Source organism: Polaromonas aquatica (genome assembly GCF_042659145.1).
Classification (GTDB): Bacteria; Pseudomonadota; Gammaproteobacteria; order Burkholderiales; family Burkholderiaceae_C; genus Polaromonas; species Polaromonas aquatica.
Window position 1 is genome coordinate 78,125 of the sequence record NZ_JBHSRS010000080.1, and the last position, 20,036, is coordinate 98,160.

Genomic DNA, 20,036 nt, shown 5'->3' on the forward strand with positions numbered 1-20,036 from the left:
AGAACATGCTCGGCAAACGAGACATCCTGAAGGTCGCAGGCGCTCTGCCGCTCGTGTGGTCAGGGGGCGCTTCCCTGGCTGCGTCTGCGTATAGCCACGGTTACCCAACCAAACCGGTCACCCTCGTGTTGGCGTTCGGGCCTGGCAATGCCGCCGACACCATTGGACGCCTGGTGGCCCATCATCTGAGTGGTTTCCTGGGGCAGCAGGTCATCATCGATAACCGTCCTGGCGCTGGTGGTGTGGGCGCCGTCAAACTGGTCGCAGGCGCGAAGCCGGACGGCCATACCTTGCTCTACATTGGCGCCGGGGTGGCCATCAGCCAGGCCTTGTTCAAACCCCAGCCCTACGACATGCTGGAGAGCTTTGCGCCGGTGTGCACCGTTAGCAGCAATGACGTCCTTCTTCTGGTGCGCAAGGACTCCCGATTCGCCCGGATGGAAGACTTCATCCGCGAAGCCCGGGAGAAAAAAGGCAATGTGATGGTCGGGGTCAGCCTGCTGGGTACTACCCAGCACTTGACTGCGGAGCTCTTCAAGCTGCGCGCCAATATCGACTTCACCATCGTGCCTTTCAAGACGGCCTCCGCAGTGACCACTGCCCTGTCCGCAGGGGACATAGACCTCGCGTTCGAGTACGTTCCACCCGCGCTGCCTCTACTCGGGAGCGGCCAGCTCAGGGCCTTGGCCATCGCCAATGCGAGGCGCTCCGAGGTGCTTCCCGATGTCCCGACAGTCGCCGAGCAGGGCGTTAGCGAATTCAATGTGTCGTCCTGGGGCATGTTCGTTGCGCCAGCGCAGACACCCGGCCCCGTGGTCCAGCGCCTGAACCAGGAGGTGGTTCGGGCTCTGCGCCAGCCGGACGTGGTGAAGCGCTTCGCGGACATGGGCATCAGAGCGCCCGGGGGAACACCGGCGCAGGCGCGCGAACTGATGGCGAGCGAGATCGTCCGATGGGCCAATGTGGTCAATGAATCAAAAATCTCCCTGAAGTAAAGAGCATTGCCGTACAGCGGCGCAACATCACAAACAACACGAGTACCACCATGACAAACGCACTATTGAATCGTCCGGGCCAAGATGACAGCCGGAACCCATCCATGGAACAGGATCGTCACCAGCAGTTGACCGCCCGGATGGCTCAACTGGCCGAGACTTCGGCCGGTACCCCCATGGGCCAGTTACTGCGCAAATTCTGGCATCCCATCGCTCTTTCCAGGAGCGTCGCCCCTGGAAAGGCCCGTGAAGTTCGCCTGCTGAGCGAGGATCTGGCGCTTTACCGCGGCGAGGGCGGTAGCGCCCATCTGCTGGCCAATCGCTGCGCTCACCGGCTGACCAAGTTGCATACCGGCTGGGTCCAGGGGGACGAGCTGCGCTGCATGTACCACGGCTGGAAGTACGATGCCCGTGGCCAGTGCGTCGAGCGGCCGGCCGAGCGGCCCGGTAGCCACGCAAGCATCCGTGTGACGGCTTATCCCGTCCACGAGTACTGCGGCCTCATCTTTGCCTACTTGGGAGAGGGTGAGCCGCCGATGTTCGACCTGCCGCGCAAGCCCAAGTTCGAGGAGCCAGGTGTCATGTTGTTCCCGCGCCAGGAAATCTGGCCTTGCAACTGGCTCCAGCATGCGGAAAACTCCCTGGATGCCGTGCACGTGAGTTTTGCCCACCAGATGGGCAAGGTCGGGGTCTTCGGCGATGCCATCACCAGCGATATCCCAACCTTGCGCTATGAGGAAACTTCCGCCGGTATCCAGCAGACCGCAGTGCGTGTTTCTGGCGGCAAGTCCCAGGTCCGGGTGAGCGACTGGACTTTTCCTTATGGCAACCACGTTGCCATGCCCGCGGTGTACGAAGGCGGGCCGTGGATGGAGAGCGCGAACTGGATGGTGCCCATTGATGACACGCACACCCTGCGGGTCTCGCTGCGCGCAGCACCGTCGACCAACCCCGAGGCCGATACCAAGCTCCAGGAATATTTTGACGGCTGCGATGACTACTGCGCCACTGACTACCACGATGAGCTGTTTGCCGGCAACTACCCGGACGATCCGCTGGTGCGTTTGACCAGCGCCCAGGACTACGTGGCACTCATAGGCCAGGGCGCGATCGCCGATCGCGTGCACGAGCGGCTAGGCGCGTCCGACCTGGGCATTGCGATGCTGCGCCGGATTATCGCGCGCGAGCTGGAGGCGATCCGCACAGGGGCACCGACCAAGGAGTGGAGCCGCATTGAGCGGCCGTCCACGCTCATTCAGCATACGGCAGAAAAAGCCACTGACTGAGGAAACAAGCAGCACGGGTACGCGCCGCTTGTCGAGCTGCACTGTCCCCGTCTGTGAGGCAGGATTTTTACTGCAACGAGAGGTTTCTTATGAACGGCGCTGAAAAGCTTGTCCGCACGCTCATCGACAACCCTGTCGATATGTGCTTTACGAATCCTGGCACCTCGGAGATGCACTTTGTCGATGCACTTGACAAGAAGGACGCCTCACATGGAACTTTCCGGATGCAACGTCTTGATCTGCTCGGTGTACAAGCCTTTATCAGCATCGCCGAGGCTGGCAGCTTCAATGTTGCCGCGCACCATCTGTACATTTCTCCTACTGCGCTGACACGCCGGCTGCAGAAGCTGGAGGCCGCGCTGGGGCTGTCGCTGATCGAGCGCACCACCCGGTCGATGACGGTGACGCGCGTCGGCATGGAATTCCTGCCCAAGGCCATCCGCATTGTGCGCGAGCTGGCCAGCGCTCTTGATGAATTGAAAATCAAGGCCACGCGGGATTTCGAAGAGGCTGTCATCGGCTGCCCTGCCAACGATCGCAGCCAGCCGACTCGCGGGCATTGCGCGCGAGTATGGTCGACGCTACCCGAGCAATAACATACAGGTTTTCGACCTCCTTGCGTCACCGAAATCAGCGAGATGCAGCGCGCAGCGAGGTTGACTTTGCAGTCTCGGTCCTCGACTTGCCCGCCGCGAGATCACAAGCGAGCGGCTGTTTACCAGACCCATGGTGGCCGTCTGCCTCAACCGCCACAGATTGGGCGTACAGAGCTTTCTGAAATAGAAAAAGCTGGAGGGCGGACTGCTGATCGCCATCGGGGCCTTGAATGGCAATCGCCTTCTCACGCACGGAACAGGTTATTTCGTCCAGGCAACTGAAGCTGCGCTTCGCCTTCGAGGCGCGGCACCAAGGAGGCCGTGCAGATTTACAACCAGGAAAGGCCGTCCCATTCCTGCAAGTAATAACGTCCGATGAGGTTCATCGAGCGCCTCTTGCCAGCGGGAGCAAACCGGCGCCAAGTCCTTCATCGGTGTCAACCTACGGCCCTGGACGGCTCACTCGGACTGGTCTGCTTTTAACGCGCCATTTGGGGACGGCTTACCTCATCCTTTGGAGCAGATCGAAATGACACCAGGAACTTGATAGCAGCCTTTAAGCCCATTTCAGCGATCGGCCGCAATTCCGACAGCGTTGGGGCCGTATTCTCGGCAAGGAGCTTGCGGATGGTTACGTGATCGCTTGGACTGTTGATAGATTCGCCATAAACCAGCTTGCTGTTTCGCCAACCGAGCACGCTGAACGAGTTCGATTCAACAGAACCAGTCAGCAACCATTCCTCCACACGGTCGACTCGGCCAGCCATCTGAAGCCGAACGCCGGCTTGCAGGGTCCAGAACCATGGAACATCCGGTACGGGCACGGGACTGCCTGCAATGGTTGCTGCGACTCGCCGCGCATGGTCCGCGGCATTGCCGATGGATTCCAGCCGCGTGGCGCCCCCTTCATCATCCAGGAAGCGCGCGCAGTCGCCGATCGCGAAGATGTCCGGATCCTTGGTACGCAGGGTGCTGTCTACGACGATTCCGTTGTCAAAATCGAGCCCGAAATCTGTCACCCATCCGCCATTTGCGAGGGCGCCTACACCCATCACCACCAGGTCTGCCTTCACGTGCGTCCCGTCCGATAGCATGACCCGCGAAACTCGACCTGATTGGCCAACTATTTCCTGAACAGAAGCGTTGAAACGGAAATTCGTTCCGGCATCTTCGTGCCGGGCGCGCATGTAAGCTGACGTGAACTCGCTAGCGGTTCTGGGCATCGGGCGTCTCGCAGTCTCCACGACCGTTACGGGAATGCCACGTTTTGCCACTGATGACGCGATTTCCAGTCCGATGAAACCTGCACCGATGACGCCCACGCTGGTGGCGGACGTAAGGTCGTTTCTGAGCACGGTAGCCTGCTCGAGCGTGTGCAGGTGGTGCATGCCTGCCAGAGAGGCGCCCGAAAACCGGAGTTGTCGCGGACTGGATCCAAGAGCCAGCACTAGCGTCGAATATTCGACGCTCCCATGGCTGGTCTCCAGGACCTTTTTATCCCTGTCGATGCCCAACACCTCGCAGTTAAGCATCAGCTCGATATTGGCGCCTGAGAAAGCGTCATGGCCACGCAACATGAGCTCGGCCGGACCGCCGGCCCCATTGATCCACGATTTGGACATGGGGGGGCGCTCGTAGGGGACAAAGCCACTTTTGTCCAGCACAGTGATGGGCCCTGTGTAACCACGCTCACGCAGGCCGAATGCAACATCGACGCCACCATGTCCGCCCCCGACGATAAGGACGCTGCTCATCGCTGAAACTTGGGAAGATGAATGACCATGTTCTCATGCTCCGGCTTGACGATGATCGCACACGACAATCGACTGTTGGGCAGTCGATCAGATGCCGTGGCCTCGAGCATTTCGTCTTCATCGATGGATATCTCTGGCAGAGTATGGAGAAAATCCTCTGCAACGTAGATATGGCATGTCGCGCACATCTGCTGGCCACCACATTCGGCATAGATACCCGAGACCCCGTTGAGCTGCGCGGACTTCATCAGACTGGTCCCAACCGTGCAATCGATGGTTTTCGATTTGCCGCCGGCATCTATAAAAATCACGTTAGGCATAATATTTCACTTCCATGAAGTTAATTACTCCGCGCTATCACGCGGCAGTAGTTTCAGCGCCAGCTTTGGGCATCGGCGAACGGCCAACTTGACACGCTCAAGCATTTCCGGCGTCTCGGGCTGAGAAACAATGCGCACGACGTCATCGTCCTCAGCGGGCTGAAAGATCGATTTTTCGATACGCTGGCACACCCCATACCCGTCGCAAATCTCGGGGTCAACGGTAACCGTCCATTTTTGCTCGGTCATATATTCCTCCTGCTCGGATTCAGCGCGAAAGACGCACTTTCATTTGTCTGAAGCCATTCGATTGCAGTGACCGTTCGCGAATAGGGTCTGCAATGACCTCCGCGTTAGGAAAGCGCGCAAACAACTCCTGGAACAGCACCCAGATTTCACGGCGTGCAATGTGCGCACCCATGCAAAAGTGGGGTCCACCTGCGCCGAAGCTCTGGTGCAGATTTATCTCTCGTGTGATGTCGAAATTGAACGGATCTGCGAAGAGGCGTGGATCCCGGTTCGCCGCGACAAACCACATGCCGATCTTTTGTCCCTTCTTCATCTGGACACCTTTGAATTCGATGTCTCGAGTCAGAACGCGCCCCTGATGTTTGAGCGGCGTCGCCCAGCGAATCACCTCTTCTGCCATCGTCCGCTCAAGCCCCGTAGGATCGCTGATGAACAGGCGGCGCTGGTCCGGGAACTGCGTGAACGCCAGCATCCCATGCGCAATTGCTGTACGCGTCGTACCACTGCCGGCAGAGATCATCAGACCAAAATATCCGCCCAGCTCTTCCTTGTCGAGCGGTTTTCCGTCGACGCGGACCTGAGCCAGTTCTGAAATAAGGTCTTCCTTGGGGGCGAGCAAACGCTTTGCTGCGAGATTGACGCCGTATTCGCGAAGTTCGTTGACGGCTTGCTGTGGGATCTCGGGTTTGCCGACATATTCAGGCTCCTGCTCGGAGCGGCCGATCGACGACAACTTAAGCAGATGCGGCCGGTCTGCGGGATCTACACCAACGAGGTCACAGATAATCTCGAAAGGAAGAACCGCCGCCAAATCGTCTATAAAATCGATTTCCTGTCCTTCGGACAGTTGAGATACCAAACGACGAGCATGCTCCCGCACGGAGCCTTCCATCGAGCCCACCTGGCGCGGCGTAAATGCCTTGCTCACGCGTTTGCGGTTGGTGGTATGGTTAGGCGGATCGAGTTCTATCAACGCTCCCGTGCCAGGCCGGGTCTTGTTGGCGTCGGCGTCATTGTAGACACGCACACCATATTTGCTGCAGAACGTTTCCCAGTCCCTGTCGACTTCGGCGATATCTTCGTGGTCAACGAGTGCCCAAAAGCCCTTGCCAGACTCTGGATGCTCGTGCCACGAAATCGGTCGCTCCCTGCGTAACATCGCGAGCGCGCCATAGAAGTCATCTCTAAGCCAGAAGTCGGGATCCGCAATATTGATGTCGTCGAGGCTTAAATTCGTTTGAGGTTCGGAACCCTGTAATACCAATTTCATTTTCATTTCCTTTTAACGCCATCGATGCCGTGTTAACCGCCTCGGCGGTCAATCGGGTCTTTAAAAAACAACTCTTGGGGAATTTGCAGCGCAGCCGCTGTTTCAGAATGGTCTGCGCAAATCTTTAGTCCTCCCTTGCGCTCAAACGCGCGTGGTTCGTTGCAGCACCGTTTTCGTGCTGCTGTAAGCCTCTAGGCTTTGCGGCCCACCTTCGCGTCCGATACCGCTTTCCTTGACCCCGCCAAAAGGCGTGTCGGTACCAGGCATGCCGAAGTGATTGATCGACAGGGAACCGCACTCCAGCTCACGCGTCAGACGCTCCGCCTCTTCCAGCGAATTGGTGAAGGCATAGGCGGAAAGGCCTACGGACAGACTGTTGGCGAGCGCGATGGCTTCGCTCAGGTCGTCGACCGGAATGCACAGCGCCAGGGGGCCAAAGGGTTCGGTGAACATTGCTTGGGCCTGTGCTGGCACGTCGGCGAGCACGGTCGGTGCGTAGAAGAAACCACGTTCGCCCACGCGCTTGCCACCGGCCACGACGCGGGCGCCACAGGCCACGGCATCCTGCACAAGGGTGTCAATGGCCTGGAGGCGCCGGTCATTGATCAACGGCCCCATTTGCACGCCGGGCTCGAAGCCATCGCCCACGCGCATTTCGCTCGCGACCTTGGCAAAGGCCTCAACGAAAGCGACATAGGATTTGCGGTGAATGATGAAGCGCGTCGGCGAAGCGCAGACTTGCCCGGCCAGGCGCATTTTTGCGCTCCCGGCAAGCCGGCCCAGCACCGTCGCATCCACGTCGGCGCCGATCAGCACCGGTGCATGACCACCCAGCTCCATCAGCACTGGTTTCATAACCGCAGCGGCGAGCTGGGTCAGGTGCTTACCTACGGCCACCGAGCCGGTGAAGGTCACCATGCGGATGACCGGCGAGGCGATCAACGTCGAGGAAATCAAGGCGGGATTGCCGAAAACGAGATTCAGTACGCCGGGCGGCAGACCGGCATCAATGAAGCATTGCGCGATGGCGCAGGCAGTGCCAGGGGTTTCCTCGGCGGCCTTGATGATCACCGAGCAGCCTGCGGCGAGCGCGCCGCTGATCTTGCGCGCCGGAGAGCCGAGCGGCACATTCCAGGGGGTGAAGGCGGCCACGGGCCCGATGGGGCACTTCAGAATCATCTGCTGCATTTGCGGCCCGGCCGGAACAATGCTGCCGTAGAGGCGCTGTGCCTCCGCCGCATCCCATTCAATGAAGGCTGTGGCACGTCCCACTTCATTGCGTGCATCGGCGATAGGCTTGCCTTGCTCCAGTGTGATGATTTGTGCAATAGCCTCCGCACGCTCGCGCACCAGTGCGCAAGCCCGCAGCATCACCTGGGCCCGCTGCAGCGGTGGTGTGTCGCGCCAGACGCGGAAGCCTCGCTCCGCAGCGGACAGCGCGAGCGCGAGATCCTCGGGCGTCGCCCCCGGGACGCCGCCGAGGCGGGTCTCGTTGCTCGGATTGACGACCTCGGTACAGGCGGGGCGGTCATAAATCCATTGGCCGTCGATATGCAGGCCGATACGCGGATAGGTCAAGTTCATGATGCTTTCTTTCGCAGTTGTGGAAAGTAGTATTGCCAGCGCCCGGAAGCATTGCAAGGATCTAGTCCGATCGTTTGTCTGGTTTGTTTCTGTTTGGCGCCACTCTCGGAATCTTTTCAGCGAATTCCTGATTGAAGATGAATGAAGGAGGCCAAGATGGGGAGGCCTATTCGTTGGCCTTGAGAGCCCAGTTAGATCGGCCGGCCAGAAACGTTTCCTGTAGTCATTCGAACTCCACCCGCGCAGCGTCTTGAAAATCGCTGGCCATGCGAATTCAGGCGTCCCTTCAATACGGCCGTTATTTATGGCGCGCGCAACAGTGCCGCTACTGACATTGCGCGTCCATAAATCGTGAATGAAGTCTTTGTTCTGGACACGCGAACAACAAATCATCCTCGTCGTTCCGGACTCGCGCTTGCTACTGGTCAGTACAAGATCATGGTGATCAGGGCGTCCACCAAGCACGTTTCTCCGTATGCTTGGCATATGCCGCGCTTGCCTGAATAGGGCACCTCAACGCCAGCATTGAGCAATGCGTCCAGAGTCATGGTTTTTGGGTTCGGCCTTCATCGCCTGCGCTGACGCTTATGCGGCAAAATCCTCCCCATGCTGGACTGCACCCCTGAGGGTAACCCGCGAGTAGCCATCAATGGCCACATGCACCACATGCCGCGCCTGTGAGCCAGATCCAGGCGTGTTCCGGCTCCGGTCGCCCGTTATGCGATGGCCCTGCTTGTCTGCACGGTACGGTGTCCTGGTTTTTATGTACGGCAGCTCACCGGGGCTGGTTCGCTTCACTAGCGCCTGACGGGCACGGTGTTTTGCAAGGCGGACAGTTTGGCCAGGCCGGCGCGCTTACAGGCGCGCGCCACGGCGCTTCTGAACGGGCGTTCGGCAATGCGTTCATAGCCCAAGCTCCCGGCTGCAGCCGCGAGCTTGGGCCCTATTCGATCAATTTCTCGAGCCAAATGGACTCGACCTTTGGACGTCGCGGGGGCATTCTTGTGGATGCTCACCCGGGTAGTCCTGACGAGGTTGGGGATGTGTCAGAAGCTTCCACTTCCTTCCCCTCGGATAATGGCCTGGTCCTAGATCATGCCTTGCTCTTTCAGCATCGCCCCCATGCGTTTGTACTCGCTCGTGGCGAACGCCTGGAATTCAGCGGGCCCTTTCATCGACGAGACGATGTTGGCGGCTTGAGTGAATTGCGCCTTAACGTCGTCGCGGGTGAGGATCTTCATCAGCGCGGCATTGACCTTGTTGATGACCTCCGGGGGCGTCTTCGCGGGCGCAAATAGGCCGAGCCAGTTGTAGGCGACCAAGGCCGGATAGCTCTCGGTGGCTGCGGGAACGTTCGGCAAGGATGCAAGACGCTTGTCCGAGGTGACCGCCACGAGCTTGAGCTTGCCACTCTGATGGAAGGGGAGACACGGGCCCAGGTCCGATGCCACGCCATCGAGTTGGCCTCCAATCGCGTCGGTGATGGCGGGCCCCATGCCTTTGTAAGGGATGCTGTCGAAATTGCCGCCTGTGACCTTGGCCAGCTGTTTGATCAGCAAATCGAACGACCCCCCGGAGCCGGACTGGCCGAGCGTGACCGGGCGAGTACGGGACAGCGCGACCAGATCCTTCAGGTTGTCGATTTTCAAGGCCGGATTGATCGCGATGGCCAAGGGGTTCTTCGCGACCATATTGATGCCCACGATATCCCTGAGGGTATTGTAGGAATCCCCAGGCATGGTCTGCGGCCCGATGAGGACGCTGGTTGGCGTGGCGATCAGCAGGGTATAGCCATCCGCTGGCGCCTTGGCGACGAACTTCGCACCGATGACGCCCGTGGCACCTGGCTTGTTGTCGACGATGATCGGCACGCCCAGTACTTCCGCAAGCGGCCGCATGAGGACCCGGGCACCGAAGTCGACGGACCCACCGGGCGGGGCGCCGACGACGAGGCCGATCGGGCGGCTTGGGTAGGTGTCGGCGAATGCCTCGAAGGGAGCAAGGCCGAGGAGTGATCCCCAGGCAAGGAGGTCACGACGGGAAATTCCCGCAGGCGCTAGGGTTGAAACTTGAGCTGTGCTTGCGTCACAGTCGGTTGTCATTCGATCAGGCATGGTGTCTCCAGAAATATCACCGCATATCATTCGCTGCACGGCTGGCAGCAATACCGCAAAGTCATGGCAGAGTGCTTTTCGCTTCAGTTCATGGTCATGCCGCCATCGACGACCATGTTTTGACCGGTCAACATGCCGGCATCCGGCCCCGCCAGGTACAGCACCGCGCCAGCGATATCGTCCGGCGCAATGTCGCGCTGCACCAGGCGCTGCAGGCGGATGTCCGCGCTCTGCTTTTCACGCGCCGCGCCACCCGCCAAAACACCATCGCTTTGCGTGAAGCCCGGCGACACGGTGTTGACGCGCACGCCGAACGGAGCGAGTTCGCGCGCCAGGGTGCGCGTCATCGCGGCCACCGCCGCCTTGCTGGCCACGTAATGCAGGAAACCGGCCGTGCCTTTGGACACGACCGCAGAGGCGATATTGACGATGTTGCCGTTGCCTGCCGGTTTCATGTAGCGCGCCGCGGCGCGGCAGCAGAACCACACGCCTTCGACGTTGACGTTGAACACCTGCCTCCATTCCTCGGGATCGATTTCCTCGAACGGCCTTTTGGTGAGTGAGGTGTAGATGCCTGCGTTATTGACCAGAACCGACACGCCGCCGCATTGTTCGGCCGCAAATGCCATCATGGCATCGACCTGCGCGGCATTGCCCACGTTCACATCGAAACCCAACGCACCGTGACTCAGCTTTTGCGCCGCGGCTTCGGAACCACGCAGATCGGCAATCACCACGCGCTGGCCCAGGGCCGCAAAACGCTCGGCAATCGCGTAGCCGATGCCTTGCGCGGCTCCGGTTACCACGACCGCGCCCTTGCTGTCTGTCTTCACGTCGTTCATCGGTTCATTCCTTTTCTACTTTCGTATACTTCCCCGCGCCCCAATGGCTTAGGCTGGAAAACGACTATAGCGAGCAGTGAAATCGGAGTAAATTGCAAATATTGCAGAAGTGGTTTCCAGTTTAAAAGTGAACAAGATCAAATGGTTGTCGGGGAGTATTGAGAAGGGTTGGGTGAGGTCGCGCTGTATGGCGCAAGAAATCTGGGTGTTCTCGAAGACCGAGACCGACAAGATTTGTCGCAATGTGTAGAGCGAGGCATTGAGTTGAATCGCTTTCTTAACGATAGCGATCAGCACGTATGGGGATACGGCGCACCAAATCTGCGTCTTCACGGTGTTCTCGCTCGTACCCAAAAGCGCTGGATGCGCGATGCGGCTTGATCCATTTGGAAAAATCCCACCTGCCAGTGGCTCTTGTAAAGTGCGGCGATGGTCAACGGCCGGAAGGTCGTGTGGTTGCTCAGAAACCCAGTGCCTTGCCCGACTGTCGGGTTTTGAAACGAATACGCCGGAAATGCTCGGGATAGTTCAGGGTCACGTAAAGCCAATCCTTGCAACAGGCTAATCGCCAATCACCCCGGTGGCTCTGTCGGCCTTGGCCGTGTACACGCGCCGAGCGTTCATGCTGCTTATGGCGCGCGTGACGAATAAGGCACCGGTCTGACGAAGTTTGTACAACCGGGCGGAGTCCAGATAGCCATGGTCCATCGCTGAAAAAAGCAGCTGCATCGACAGGCAAGAAGTCCAGCGCGTTGACATCGCTCATCTTGCTGTCGCTGATGTGAATGAAAGCAGGAGTGGCGCCGCGCAAGTCCAGCAAGGTGTGCCGCTGCCTTGGTCTATCGGAACAGTGCCCCATTGAACAGGCTCAGACACAGGTCGATGGTGGTCGCGCCCAACGCATAGACAGTGGCGTCCAGATGGATGTCCAGCGACCTTTTGGCGTAGGGCTCCCTGGCGCGTGCAATGAGCCTCTTCGCCAGTGCGGGATAGATGCGCCAGTTTCGACGGTTCAATGCATCCGACCGCGTCGAGCGGGCGGGCAGGCCCTTCAATTCCATGAAAAAAAGATTGACCTGATTGACTGTCAAGCAAAACTCGATGCCGCGCTAGGTCAATTGCGCGAAGGCACATACATGAAACAAATCGGAGCGGCCAAAAGTACGTACACCCGCATCGCCGCTGTGTTAAAAAGCGAAAACCCTCCTCGCATTTGGAAGGGCTGCTCTTGAATCGCACCGGTGAGGAGGCCGGGCTCAATGAATGACACCCTAGTACGGCTGGCGATCACTCAGTCTGAGCTTTTCCCCGACTGGCCCGACGAGGCAATCGCCCGTCTCGTCGCCCACGCCGTGGTTCTGGTAGTAGAGCCTGGCACCTGTGTCGCGCGCGCCGGGGATCCGGCCAAGTACCTAACCATCCTCGCTGCGGGCTCGATGCATCTAACGCGGGAAATGTCCTCCGGGCGCACTTTCACGGCGGGGCTCCATCTTGCAGGTGAATTCCACGCACTGGGACTGGTTCTTTCCCAGGCGCAGCATTTTTACAACGCGACCTGCAAGGAAAAAGCCGTGCTTGTTCGAATTCCCGGCGAGCTCCTGCGCGAGATGATCGCCAGCAATGGGCGCTTGTCATTCTCCCTCTTTGCAGCGCAGGAACGACGCCATTTTCGGGCTCTGAAGCTCCATGCCAGTGCCGCCGTCGACACGATCCAGGCCCGGGTGGCGGGCCTGCTGACATCCATCAAGGCCCGCAGCGTAAGCGGCCGTGACGGATCCGGGGTCAACCTGTCGCAGGATGAAATCGCGACGATGCTGGGCACGCGAAGGCAGGTCGTCAATCGGGCGCTGCGGGACATGGCGGCGGAAGGTGTGATTCGGGTCGAATACGGCCGGATATTGATCCTCGACAACGACAAGCTTGCTCAGATGGTGTCTGATCCGAACTAGCCTCGGCCTCATCGCCCGTTTACAGGTCGAGCGTCAGCTCCGGCGATTTCGCGCGGGAGCAGCAGATCATCATCGTCTCCCCGGAATTTTTCTCGGCATCGGACAGGACCATGTCACGGTGATCCGGAACGCCATCCAGGATATTGGTCACGCAGGCTCCGCAGATGCCGCTCATGCAGGAGTGGGAAACATCAACGCCAGCCTTCAGTACCGCGTCGAGGATAGACATGCCGGCACCGACTGGGATCGTTTTGCCGGTCCTCGTCAGCTTTACGGTGAATTCCTGGTCCGTGGCGCCCGCCGACTGCGGCGCCGCCGGCGCGGCAAAGTACTCGCGATGCACCAAGGCAGGGTCTCGCTGCGCGCACGCGGATTCGAATGCTTCCAGCATACGGATGGGGCCACAGCAGTACACATGCGCATCAGGGGGAGCTGAGGCGACGATGGCCCCAAGGTCCAGTCGCTTGCAGCTCATTCCGCCGTCGAAGTTCATGTGCACCCGGCCCCCCGCGCGGGAAGCGAGCACGGCGATCGTGTCGGCAAACGCCGCGCCTTCGGGCGTTCGCGTTGAATAGTGCAGCGTCCACGGGACTCCAATCTGCGACAGGCGTTGGACCATGCTCCACAGGGGGGTGATTCCGATGCCGCCGGCGATGAATACCGAATGCGAAGCCGCTTCGTTCAGCGGAAAACTGTCACGCGGCGCAGAGATCGACAGCACCTGCCCGACACGCAACTGGTCGTGCATATAGCGCGAACCTCCTCCGCCGGATTCCTCACGGTTAACCGCAATCGCATAGCGATGGCGTTCACCCGGCGCATTGACAAGTGAATAGCTGCGTACGAGCCCACTGGGAAGGTGCACGTCGATGTGAGATCCCGCCGGAGCGGTGGGCCACTGATCTTCGCCCACCGGCCTGAAATCGAAGCCGAGGATTCCGGAGGCGAGCCATTCGATCGAATGCAGTCTTGCTTGAAGTGTGTTCATGATGAGCATTCTTGGCGATGCCAAGGCGTTGGTCCAATCCAGACTGGGCGAAACCGTTTCCAAAGTTGCAATTGGCCGATTGAGTCTCCACAGAGTCCCCATGCACCAACGTCAAAGGCAACAAACAGCACAATTTCCTCACTTCGCCGCTTGCTGGAGGAGCACTCGCAGTCAATACTGCATCAAAGCCGATTCACTTCAAGAGGATCAACATGACGAACACCGCTTTCAATCTGGGCCGCTAGGTGGTATCGATGCAATCGCACGAATTGCTGGCAAGCGAGCTCACGAAACGTGGTGAGGTGATCAGGGAAACAAAGGTCTCATCGAAATGAATATCCAATCATTTCAGCCGATGAATCTGGGTGATGCTCATCTGGACCGGGAGCACGCAGAGTTGTTCAGTCTTGTGGGGATGCTGTTCGATGCCTCCTGCAACGATGCGGTTGCGACCTTGGACAGCTTGCGCACCGAGATGCGGGAGCATTTTGGCCGAGAGGACGCGGATCTGCGCCGCCTAGGCGGCAACAACGCCGCGTGTCACCTGGACGAGCACGCCGCAGTCCTGGCGTCCCTGGACGAAGTGCATCTCATCCTCGGTGAAACGGCGACGTCACCGGCGATGGCACAGCGACTGATCTCCAGTCTTTCGCTCGAGCTCCTGCGCTGGCTGCCTGAACATGTGAGTGAAATGGACGCGAACTTGGCGGCGGTCCGCAGCAAGGCACGATTTGGCGGCATTCCGATGCCGCTGCAGCGGCACAGGCCGGTCGAAGCGGCCGGCGCCACACTGCCATCGCCTAAGTATCGCTCATTCATGCCTATCGAATAAGAACGTCTGCTGAGCGTCCTCAGACAGAGGCGCACGATGAGCGCGGCCGGCTTTCATGCGCTCGGCGTGCACAATCCAATCCTTGAAGTCGTCGCTTGCTTCTTCCCAAGTGGCCCCGCGGATTTCACCTGAACGTGAAGCGGTGAGAGCGGTGAACTGTAGGGCCAATTGCACTACTTCAGATGACGGGCCTTGATCTACGGCTTGGAGTAAGCTTAATACGAACTTGTGAGGGCAAGCAGAGTGGTACTCAACCGTTCAAGTTTGATCGTTAGAGCCCAAGGCGAGCTTAACCTGCTCCCAAACTCAGTGTCTTTGCCGACGAAATAATCTTTAGCCGCAGCGAAATTAAACACGACACGCCCGGCTTGCCGTTTCGGTCTTAGTGGTCCAAATGGGCTCAAGGACGTCCACTATGTGTTGTTTGGGCAGGCCACTGATGGCACGTTTACCAAACTTTGGGATTGCATACTTACGCAAAGTGCTGATCCATTGGACGGCGCGCTCGTTCTTTTCCGTGTCTCTATGTTCAATTGGGTCCCAAGCATCGGCCAGTTGTTGGCGGCACAACTTTGCGCGTTCACGTGTCTGAGGCAGTCCAAATGTATCCACCGGCCCTAGTCCCTGTTGAATTCCGCTGAAGTCTGACCCAATGAGGGGCGTCCAATAACTTGGATTACTTGGAGGTAGTTCATGTACTCATACGAAGACCGCATTCGGGCCGTCAAGCTCTACATCAAGCTCGGGAAATGCATTGAAGATCTGGCATCGAGAATACGAACAAAGTCGCGATTTTCAGGTGGGCTATATCCACTGGTATAACGAAAAGCGCATCAAGATTTCCCTTGGCTCACTCAGTCCCCCTCGAATACCGGGAGAGCCTCGGAATTACGGCGTAAACCAGTCCAAGTGTTACTCCGCATCCCCACTTGTTCATAAGATGGCGGCAATTGACTCGAACTGCCTTGAAACTGGGGCTGTACAAGCATAAAAAAGCGAGATTGCTGTAAAAAATCAGCAAAATAAACGACATTTCGGCTTCGGAAAGCTCGACTTGATCATGCTTTGAAAATACAAGTTTGACCTTGTAGTGCTTGTTCGCTCTGATCTGGCACCTGTAAAAAGCAGGTAATAAAGCACTGGTTATGCTTTATTTTTACGCTGAAATTGTCTTGCTTGTCACATTTTCCGGGATATCATGGTCAGCGCATCATTTCATCGCTGATGATGATCTTCCGGACCTCGGTGGTGCCTGCGCCTATCTCCAGAAGCTTGATGGCGCGGTACAGGCGGTTCACTTCTGATTCCCAGATGTAGCCTGATCCTCCATGGATCTGCACGGCCTCGTTCAGCACCTTGTTCATGGTCTCGGCGGCAAACATCACGGATGCTGCAGTGATCTTGTGGATGTCGCCACGCCCACCGCCGCCAACTTCCAGGTCGTTCGCGGCGCGCAAGGCCTGGTAGGTGAAGACGCGCATGGCCTCTATCCAGACAAACATGTCCGCCAGCTTCGCACGGATCATCTGGAAGTTGGCAATCGGCTGGCCGAACTGCTGGCGGGTCTGTGCATATTCGAGCGCCAGTTCCAGCGCCCGCTCCGAAATGCCCAGGCAAATGGGCGCAATCATGGCCCGCTCAAGATCCAGGCCGCTCATCACGATCTTCACGCCGGTGTCCTCTTCCCCGACGCGGTTGGCCGCAGGCACCCGGCAGTTGTCAAACACCAGTTCGGCCGTCTGGCTGCCGCGAAAGCCCATCTTGGTGAGTTTTTGCGCCACCTTGAAACCTGGGTAATCCTTCTCGACAATAAATGCGGAAATGCCCTTGGCGCCTTTTTCACGATTGGTCTTGGCATAGACCAGCAACACATCGGCCACCGGTCCGTTGGTGATGTAGATCTTGCTGCCGTTGAGTATGTAGCCATCGCCATCAGGCGTGGCGGTGGTACGCATGGAGCCCAGCGCGTCAGAGCCGGCGCCTGGTTCTGTCAGGCCCAGTGCGCCTATGGTCTGGCCGCTGCACAGGCCCGGAAGGTAACGTTTGCGCTGCTCTTCGTTGGAGTTGCGGTAAATGTTGTAGAGGCAAAGATTTTCATGCGCCACCCAGCTCAGCGCCAGCGCGTGGTTCCATCGTGAGAAGGCCTGCACCACCAGGCCGCTGGTGAACATGTCCAGCCCGGCGCCGCCGTAAGCCTCGGGCACCGTGATGCCGAAGTAGCCCGTCCTGCCGATCAGGGGGAAGGCCTCTTCTGGCCACCATTCCTCGTTGTCCATGCGCTGCGACAACGGGTAGAGCTCCTGCCGCGCGAAGCGGTCGGCCTCGTCAAGCATGCTTTGTTCGTCGTTGGAGAGGCCCGCAAAACGTTGCATGGCCGAGGCTGCCGGAATCCCGGATATGGAAGTGCTGGAGTTGTTCATGGAGTCTTCAGTTTGTTGGTGTGTTGTTGAGGGGGCGCCTGGGCGCTGGTGGATGGGTTGTTTGTTTGTCAGTTGCGGGGCTGGCGCTTCTGGGTAAAGGCAGCCACGCGCGCGGCGAAATCCGGTGTCGCCGCGCAGCGCAGGAACGCCTCCTTCTCCCGCTGCAGGTGCGCCTGCAAGGCGGTGCTGGATTGCACCGCCACCAGTGTTTTCAGTTCCCGCAATGACTGCGGCGGCAGCGCGAGCATTTCAGCGACCCACTGGTTGGTTTCTTGTGCCAGCCGGTCGTCATCGACCACCCGGTTGACAAGGCCCAGCCGCAAGGCCGTTTCCGCGTCAAACTGGCCTTTTGTTGTCAGTGCTTCCAGTCCTCTTGCTGCGCCAAGACGCTGGACCAGGAAAAAACTCAAGCCGCCATCTGCGGGAGCACCCAGCTTCGGGTAGGCCACGACAAAGCGGGCAGACCGCGTTGCCACCACAAAGTCACAGGCCATTGCAAGCGAAAATCCGCCGCCTGCCAGTGCACCGTGCGCGCAAGCCACCACCGGCATGGGCAAGCGCTGCAGAGCGAGGATGCAGGCGTGAAACGGCGTGATGGTTTTCTCTATGAAGGCCGGCAGCTCATTGCTGTGGGCCTGCATGGCCGCAACATCGCCGCCCGCACAAAAGGACTTGCCTTCGCCGCGGAGTACGAGCACACGTGCGGAGGGCGTTCTTGCGATGTCCTCAATGGCGCTGAGTAACACGCCGGCCATTTCATGGTCCAGCGCATTCAGCCGATCCGGGCGATTCAGTGTCAGCGTGACCACCTCGCCCTGCTGTTCGCTGTATACGGCTTGTTCACTGCTCATGCCGATGCCGCCGGCAAATCAGGGATGGTTTCTAAAATTTGACCCATTTTCAAATTTATCGTTAGAGGAATCGGTATGTGAACATCATTGAAGATGAATTCAGATAGGGTAATTACTATGTTTTGTAATTTTCAAGAGGTAGAAATGGGAAAAATCATCTGCATTGAAATGGATTTGGGGAAATCCATAGGTAAGAATATTTTTGAGTTTGGGTCATAATTTGTTGACTTATGGTGCGCCAGGTCACAAAATCCGGCTCACAAGACAAGCGGCATTTTGTTGAGTGCCGATCAGATTCAAGACACAGAGTGCTGCAAAGGTACCGTGGAGACAAGCATGAATTTATTCGTCAGTGTTGCTGTTGCAAGCCGGCATAACGCATGTTGAGCATTACCAACCTGCAGGTCTTTTACGACCATGCGGTCGAAGCCGTGCGAGACGTATCGCTTGAGGTCGGTGCTGGCCGCATCGTTGCGCTGCTCGGCAGCAATGGTGCCGGCAAGTCCACCGTGCTCAAGGCCATCAGTGGCGTGCTGTATCCCGAAGAAGGTGCAATCACGGGCGGTGTCATTGCCTATGGCGGCAGGCCGATCGGCAAGCTCCCTCCGCATGAGATCGTCAGGCTGGGTTTGGTGCAGGTGCCTGAGGGCCGGCGACTCTTTGACACGCTCACGGTTGAGGAGAACCTGCTCATGGGAGGCTACGCACGGCCCGCAGGCGAATCGTCTGCCGCCATGGCGCGCATCTTTGGAATGTTTCCTGCCATTGAAGCGCATCGGCATCGTGTTTCGGGGTATCTCTCGGGTGGGCAGCAGCAAATGGTCGCGATAGGTCGCGCCTTGATGGGTGAGCCAAAAATGCTGCTGCTTGATGAACCTTCGCTGGGGCTGGCTCCGCAAATCATCACCGAGATATTCCAGGCCATTCGCAGGTTGCGTGACGAGCGCGGCCTGACCGTGTTGCTGGTCGAGCAGAACGCGCAGCTCGCCTTGTCGGTCGCCGACTATGGCTACATCATGGAGCGCGGGCGTATCGTGATGGACGACACGCCGCAAAAGCTGCTTGCCAATGATGATGTCAAGGAGTTCTACCTCGGTGTGCAGGATGGCGGAGAGCGCCGCAGCATGCGCGACATAAAACACTACAAGCGGCGCAAGAGGTGGCTGTCATGAACACCAATGCCACGGCGGTGGCAGCCGCGCCAGTTCTTGAGTTTTCCGGTGTCTCCAAGAGGTTTGGTGGTTTGGAAGCGTTGGCAGGCATTGACCTGCGTGTGATGCCGGGCGAGATATGCAGCGTCATCGGTCCCAACGGCGCAGGCAAGACCACACTCTTCAACCTGGCCTCCTGCCTGCTCAAGCCCACCACCGGCAGTGTGACTTTTGACGGGGAAGACATTACCAGCCTGCCGGCGCACAACCTTGCCAGGCGCGGGCTGGCCCGCACCTTCCAGAATCTGGCCGTGTTCAAGCACGAAACGGTGATAGACAACATCCTGACCGGCATGCATTCGCGTCTGGGTACCGGGATTTTTGGCGCCGCCATGTTCTGGGGGGCGACAAGGAACGCGGAAATCCGCGCCCGGGAAGCCGCTGAAGAAATTGTCGAGTTCCTGGAAATCGAATCTATACGCGAGCTTCCTGTGGGCACCCTGTCCTATGGATTACAAAAACGGGTCGAGCTTGGCCGTGCGCTGGCGATGCAGCCCAAACTGCTGCTGCTCGATGAAATGGTCTCCGGCATGAACCAGGAAGAAACCGAAGACATCGCACGCTTCATCCTTGACATACGCGAAGAGCGCAATGTGACTGTCATGATGATCGAGCATGAAATGGGCATCGTGATGGATATTTCAGACCATGTGTGCGTCCTCAACTTCGGGCGCAAGATTGCAGATGGCGCTCCGGCCATCGTTTCCAAAGACCCGGCCGTGATTGCCGCATACCTTGGCCAGGACGTGGGAGAGACCGCATGAGCGTCGCACAG

Annotated in this window: 18 protein-coding genes and 4 pseudogenes; 8 read left to right on the plus strand and 14 right to left on the minus strand. The window is 58.6% G+C overall.

Annotated elements, in window-relative coordinates:
• Positions 1-5: 5 nt before the first annotated feature.
• From ACFQND_RS16355 to ACFQND_RS16365, 3 genes are all read left to right on the plus strand, one after another.
• Complete coding sequence (locus ACFQND_RS16355) at positions 6-995, plus strand: Bug family tripartite tricarboxylate transporter substrate binding protein (protein WP_371439242.1); 990 nt, start codon at positions 6-8, stop codon at positions 993-995.
• Between the two features lie 50 nt (positions 996-1,045).
• Positions 1,046-2,281: a Rieske 2Fe-2S domain-containing protein gene (locus tag ACFQND_RS16360; RefSeq protein WP_377414159.1), complete on the plus strand. Its 1,236-nt coding sequence runs from the start codon at positions 1,046-1,048 to the stop codon at positions 2,279-2,281.
• 89 nt (positions 2,282-2,370) lie between these two features.
• Positions 2,371-2,877: a LysR family transcriptional regulator gene (locus ACFQND_RS16365; protein WP_371439240.1), complete on the plus strand. Its 507-nt coding sequence runs from the start codon at positions 2,371-2,373 to the stop codon at positions 2,875-2,877.
• Between the two features lie 479 nt (positions 2,878-3,356).
• Here the strand turns inward: ACFQND_RS16365 and ACFQND_RS16370 are convergent, their stop codons facing one another.
• From ACFQND_RS16370 to ACFQND_RS16410, 9 genes and pseudogenes are all read right to left on the minus strand, one after another.
• Positions 3,357-4,631, minus strand: a complete 1,275-nt coding sequence (locus ACFQND_RS16370) for an NAD(P)/FAD-dependent oxidoreductase (protein ID WP_371439239.1) — start codon at positions 4,629-4,631, stop codon at positions 3,357-3,359.
• On the minus strand, positions 4,628-4,951 hold the full coding sequence (locus ACFQND_RS16375) for a 2Fe-2S iron-sulfur cluster-binding protein (protein ID WP_371439238.1): 324 nt from the start codon (positions 4,949-4,951) through the stop codon (positions 4,628-4,630). Before ACFQND_RS16375 ends, ACFQND_RS16370 begins: the two co-directional genes overlap by 4 nt.
• A gap of 24 nt (positions 4,952-4,975) precedes the next feature.
• Positions 4,976-5,200 carry a ferredoxin gene (locus ACFQND_RS16380; protein WP_092007594.1) on the minus strand — a complete coding sequence of 75 codons (225 nt, stop codon included), beginning with the start codon at positions 5,198-5,200 and terminating at the stop codon, positions 4,976-4,978.
• Between the two features lie 19 nt (positions 5,201-5,219).
• Positions 5,220-6,470: a cytochrome P450 gene (locus ACFQND_RS16385; RefSeq protein WP_371439237.1), complete on the minus strand. Its 1,251-nt coding sequence runs from the start codon at positions 6,468-6,470 to the stop codon at positions 5,220-5,222.
• Positions 6,471-6,611: 141 nt separating this feature from the next.
• Positions 6,612-8,054 (minus strand): NAD-dependent succinate-semialdehyde dehydrogenase, encoded by a 1,443-nt coding sequence (locus tag ACFQND_RS16390; protein ID WP_371439236.1) that lies wholly within the window; start codon positions 8,052-8,054, stop codon positions 6,612-6,614.
• 630 nt (positions 8,055-8,684) lie between these two features.
• Positions 8,685-9,070 (minus strand): annotated as a pseudogene (locus ACFQND_RS16395) (IS481 family transposase); the annotation flags it as partial.
• 72 nt (positions 9,071-9,142) lie between these two features.
• On the minus strand, positions 9,143-10,168 hold the full coding sequence (locus ACFQND_RS16400; RefSeq protein WP_371439235.1) for a Bug family tripartite tricarboxylate transporter substrate binding protein: 1,026 nt from the start codon (positions 10,166-10,168) through the stop codon (positions 9,143-9,145).
• An 83-nt stretch (positions 10,169-10,251) separates the two neighbouring features.
• On the minus strand, positions 10,252-11,010 hold the full coding sequence (locus tag ACFQND_RS16405; protein ID WP_371439234.1) for an SDR family NAD(P)-dependent oxidoreductase: 759 nt from the start codon (positions 11,008-11,010) through the stop codon (positions 10,252-10,254).
• A gap of 123 nt (positions 11,011-11,133) precedes the next feature.
• Positions 11,134-12,197 (minus strand): annotated as a pseudogene (locus ACFQND_RS16410) (IS4 family transposase); the annotation flags it as partial.
• 72 nt (positions 12,198-12,269) lie between these two features.
• Here ACFQND_RS16410 and ACFQND_RS16415 point away from each other — a divergent pair.
• Complete coding sequence (locus tag ACFQND_RS16415; protein ID WP_371439233.1) at positions 12,270-12,959, plus strand: Crp/Fnr family transcriptional regulator; 690 nt, start codon at positions 12,270-12,272, stop codon at positions 12,957-12,959.
• A gap of 19 nt (positions 12,960-12,978) precedes the next feature.
• On the opposite strand, the gene ACFQND_RS16420 is transcribed toward ACFQND_RS16415, so the two are convergent.
• Positions 12,979-13,947 (minus strand): PDR/VanB family oxidoreductase, encoded by a 969-nt coding sequence (locus tag ACFQND_RS16420; RefSeq protein WP_371439232.1) that lies wholly within the window; start codon positions 13,945-13,947, stop codon positions 12,979-12,981.
• A 331-nt stretch (positions 13,948-14,278) separates the two neighbouring features.
• Between ACFQND_RS16420 and ACFQND_RS16425 the strand changes: the two genes are divergently transcribed.
• Complete coding sequence (locus ACFQND_RS16425; RefSeq protein ID WP_371439231.1) at positions 14,279-14,779, plus strand: hemerythrin domain-containing protein; 501 nt, start codon at positions 14,279-14,281, stop codon at positions 14,777-14,779.
• Here the strand turns inward: ACFQND_RS16425 and ACFQND_RS16430 are convergent.
• Positions 14,759-14,989, minus strand: a pseudogene (locus tag ACFQND_RS16430) (hypothetical protein); the annotation flags it as partial. The gene ACFQND_RS16425 and the pseudogene ACFQND_RS16430 sit on opposite strands and share 21 nt — an antisense overlap.
• 138 nt (positions 14,990-15,127) lie before the next feature.
• Positions 15,128-15,391, minus strand: a complete 264-nt coding sequence (locus ACFQND_RS16435) for a phage integrase central domain-containing protein (RefSeq protein ID WP_371439230.1) — start codon at positions 15,389-15,391, stop codon at positions 15,128-15,130.
• A 193-nt stretch (positions 15,392-15,584) separates the two neighbouring features.
• On the opposite strand from ACFQND_RS16435, the pseudogene ACFQND_RS16440 reads away from it, so the two are divergent.
• Positions 15,585-15,678 (plus strand): annotated as a pseudogene (locus ACFQND_RS16440) (IS3 family transposase); the annotation flags it as partial.
• A gap of 303 nt (positions 15,679-15,981) precedes the next feature.
• On the opposite strand, the gene ACFQND_RS16445 reads toward ACFQND_RS16440, so the two are convergent.
• Entirely contained in the window at positions 15,982-17,199 is a 1,218-nt protein-coding gene (locus ACFQND_RS16445) for an acyl-CoA dehydrogenase family protein (protein WP_371439229.1), read from the minus strand.
• 68 nt (positions 17,200-17,267) lie between these two features.
• Complete coding sequence (locus ACFQND_RS16450; RefSeq protein WP_371439228.1) at positions 17,268-18,050, minus strand: enoyl-CoA hydratase/isomerase family protein; 783 nt, start codon at positions 18,048-18,050, stop codon at positions 17,268-17,270.
• Positions 18,051-18,430: 380 nt separating this feature from the next.
• On the opposite strand from ACFQND_RS16450, the gene ACFQND_RS16455 reads away from it, so the two are divergent.
• Positions 18,431-19,222 carry an ABC transporter ATP-binding protein gene (locus ACFQND_RS16455; protein WP_371439227.1) on the plus strand — a complete coding sequence of 264 codons (792 nt, stop codon included), beginning with the start codon at positions 18,431-18,433 and terminating at the stop codon, positions 19,220-19,222.
• Entirely contained in the window at positions 19,219-20,025 is an 807-nt protein-coding gene (locus ACFQND_RS16460; protein ID WP_371439226.1) for an ABC transporter ATP-binding protein, read from the plus strand. The genes ACFQND_RS16455 and ACFQND_RS16460 overlap by 4 nt, the downstream gene beginning before the upstream one ends.
• Positions 20,026-20,036 lie beyond the last annotated feature (11 nt).

Coding starts and splice junctions, on each gene's coding strand:
- ACFQND_RS16365 (WP_371439240.1), top strand. CDS start 2,371: ATGAACGGCGCTGAAAAGCTTGTCCGCACGCTCATCGACAACCCTGTC.
- ACFQND_RS16390 (WP_371439236.1), bottom strand. CDS start 8,054: ATGAACTTGACCTATCCGCGTATCGGCCTGCATATCGACGGCCAATGG.
- ACFQND_RS16405 (WP_371439234.1), bottom strand. CDS start 11,010: ATGAACGACGTGAAGACAGACAGCAAGGGCGCGGTCGTGGTAACCGGA.
- ACFQND_RS16420 (WP_371439232.1), bottom strand. CDS start 13,947: ATGAACACACTTCAAGCAAGACTGCATTCGATCGAATGGCTCGCCTCC.
- ACFQND_RS16425 (WP_371439231.1), top strand. CDS start 14,279: ATGAATATCCAATCATTTCAGCCGATGAATCTGGGTGATGCTCATCTG.
- ACFQND_RS16450 (WP_371439228.1), bottom strand. CDS start 18,050: ATGAGCAGTGAACAAGCCGTATACAGCGAACAGCAGGGCGAGGTGGTC.
- ACFQND_RS16400 (WP_371439235.1), bottom strand. CDS start 10,168: ATGCCTGATCGAATGACAACCGACTGTGACGCAAGCACAGCTCAAGTT.
- ACFQND_RS16460 (WP_371439226.1), top strand. CDS start 19,219: ATGAACACCAATGCCACGGCGGTGGCAGCCGCGCCAGTTCTTGAGTTT.
- ACFQND_RS16375 (WP_371439238.1), bottom strand. CDS start 4,951: ATGCCTAACGTGATTTTTATAGATGCCGGCGGCAAATCGAAAACCATC.
- ACFQND_RS16415 (WP_371439233.1), top strand. CDS start 12,270: ATGAATGACACCCTAGTACGGCTGGCGATCACTCAGTCTGAGCTTTTC.
- ACFQND_RS16360 (WP_377414159.1), top strand. CDS start 1,046: ATGACAAACGCACTATTGAATCGTCCGGGCCAAGATGACAGCCGGAAC.
- ACFQND_RS16445 (WP_371439229.1), bottom strand. CDS start 17,199: ATGAACAACTCCAGCACTTCCATATCCGGGATTCCGGCAGCCTCGGCC.
- ACFQND_RS16370 (WP_371439239.1), bottom strand. CDS start 4,631: ATGAGCAGCGTCCTTATCGTCGGGGGCGGACATGGTGGCGTCGATGTT.
- ACFQND_RS16455 (WP_371439227.1), top strand. CDS start 18,431: ATGTTGAGCATTACCAACCTGCAGGTCTTTTACGACCATGCGGTCGAA.
- ACFQND_RS16355 (WP_371439242.1), top strand. CDS start 6: ATGCTCGGCAAACGAGACATCCTGAAGGTCGCAGGCGCTCTGCCGCTC.
- ACFQND_RS16380 (WP_092007594.1), bottom strand. CDS start 5,200: ATGACCGAGCAAAAATGGACGGTTACCGTTGACCCCGAGATTTGCGAC.
- ACFQND_RS16385 (WP_371439237.1), bottom strand. CDS start 6,470: ATGAAATTGGTATTACAGGGTTCCGAACCTCAAACGAATTTAAGCCTC.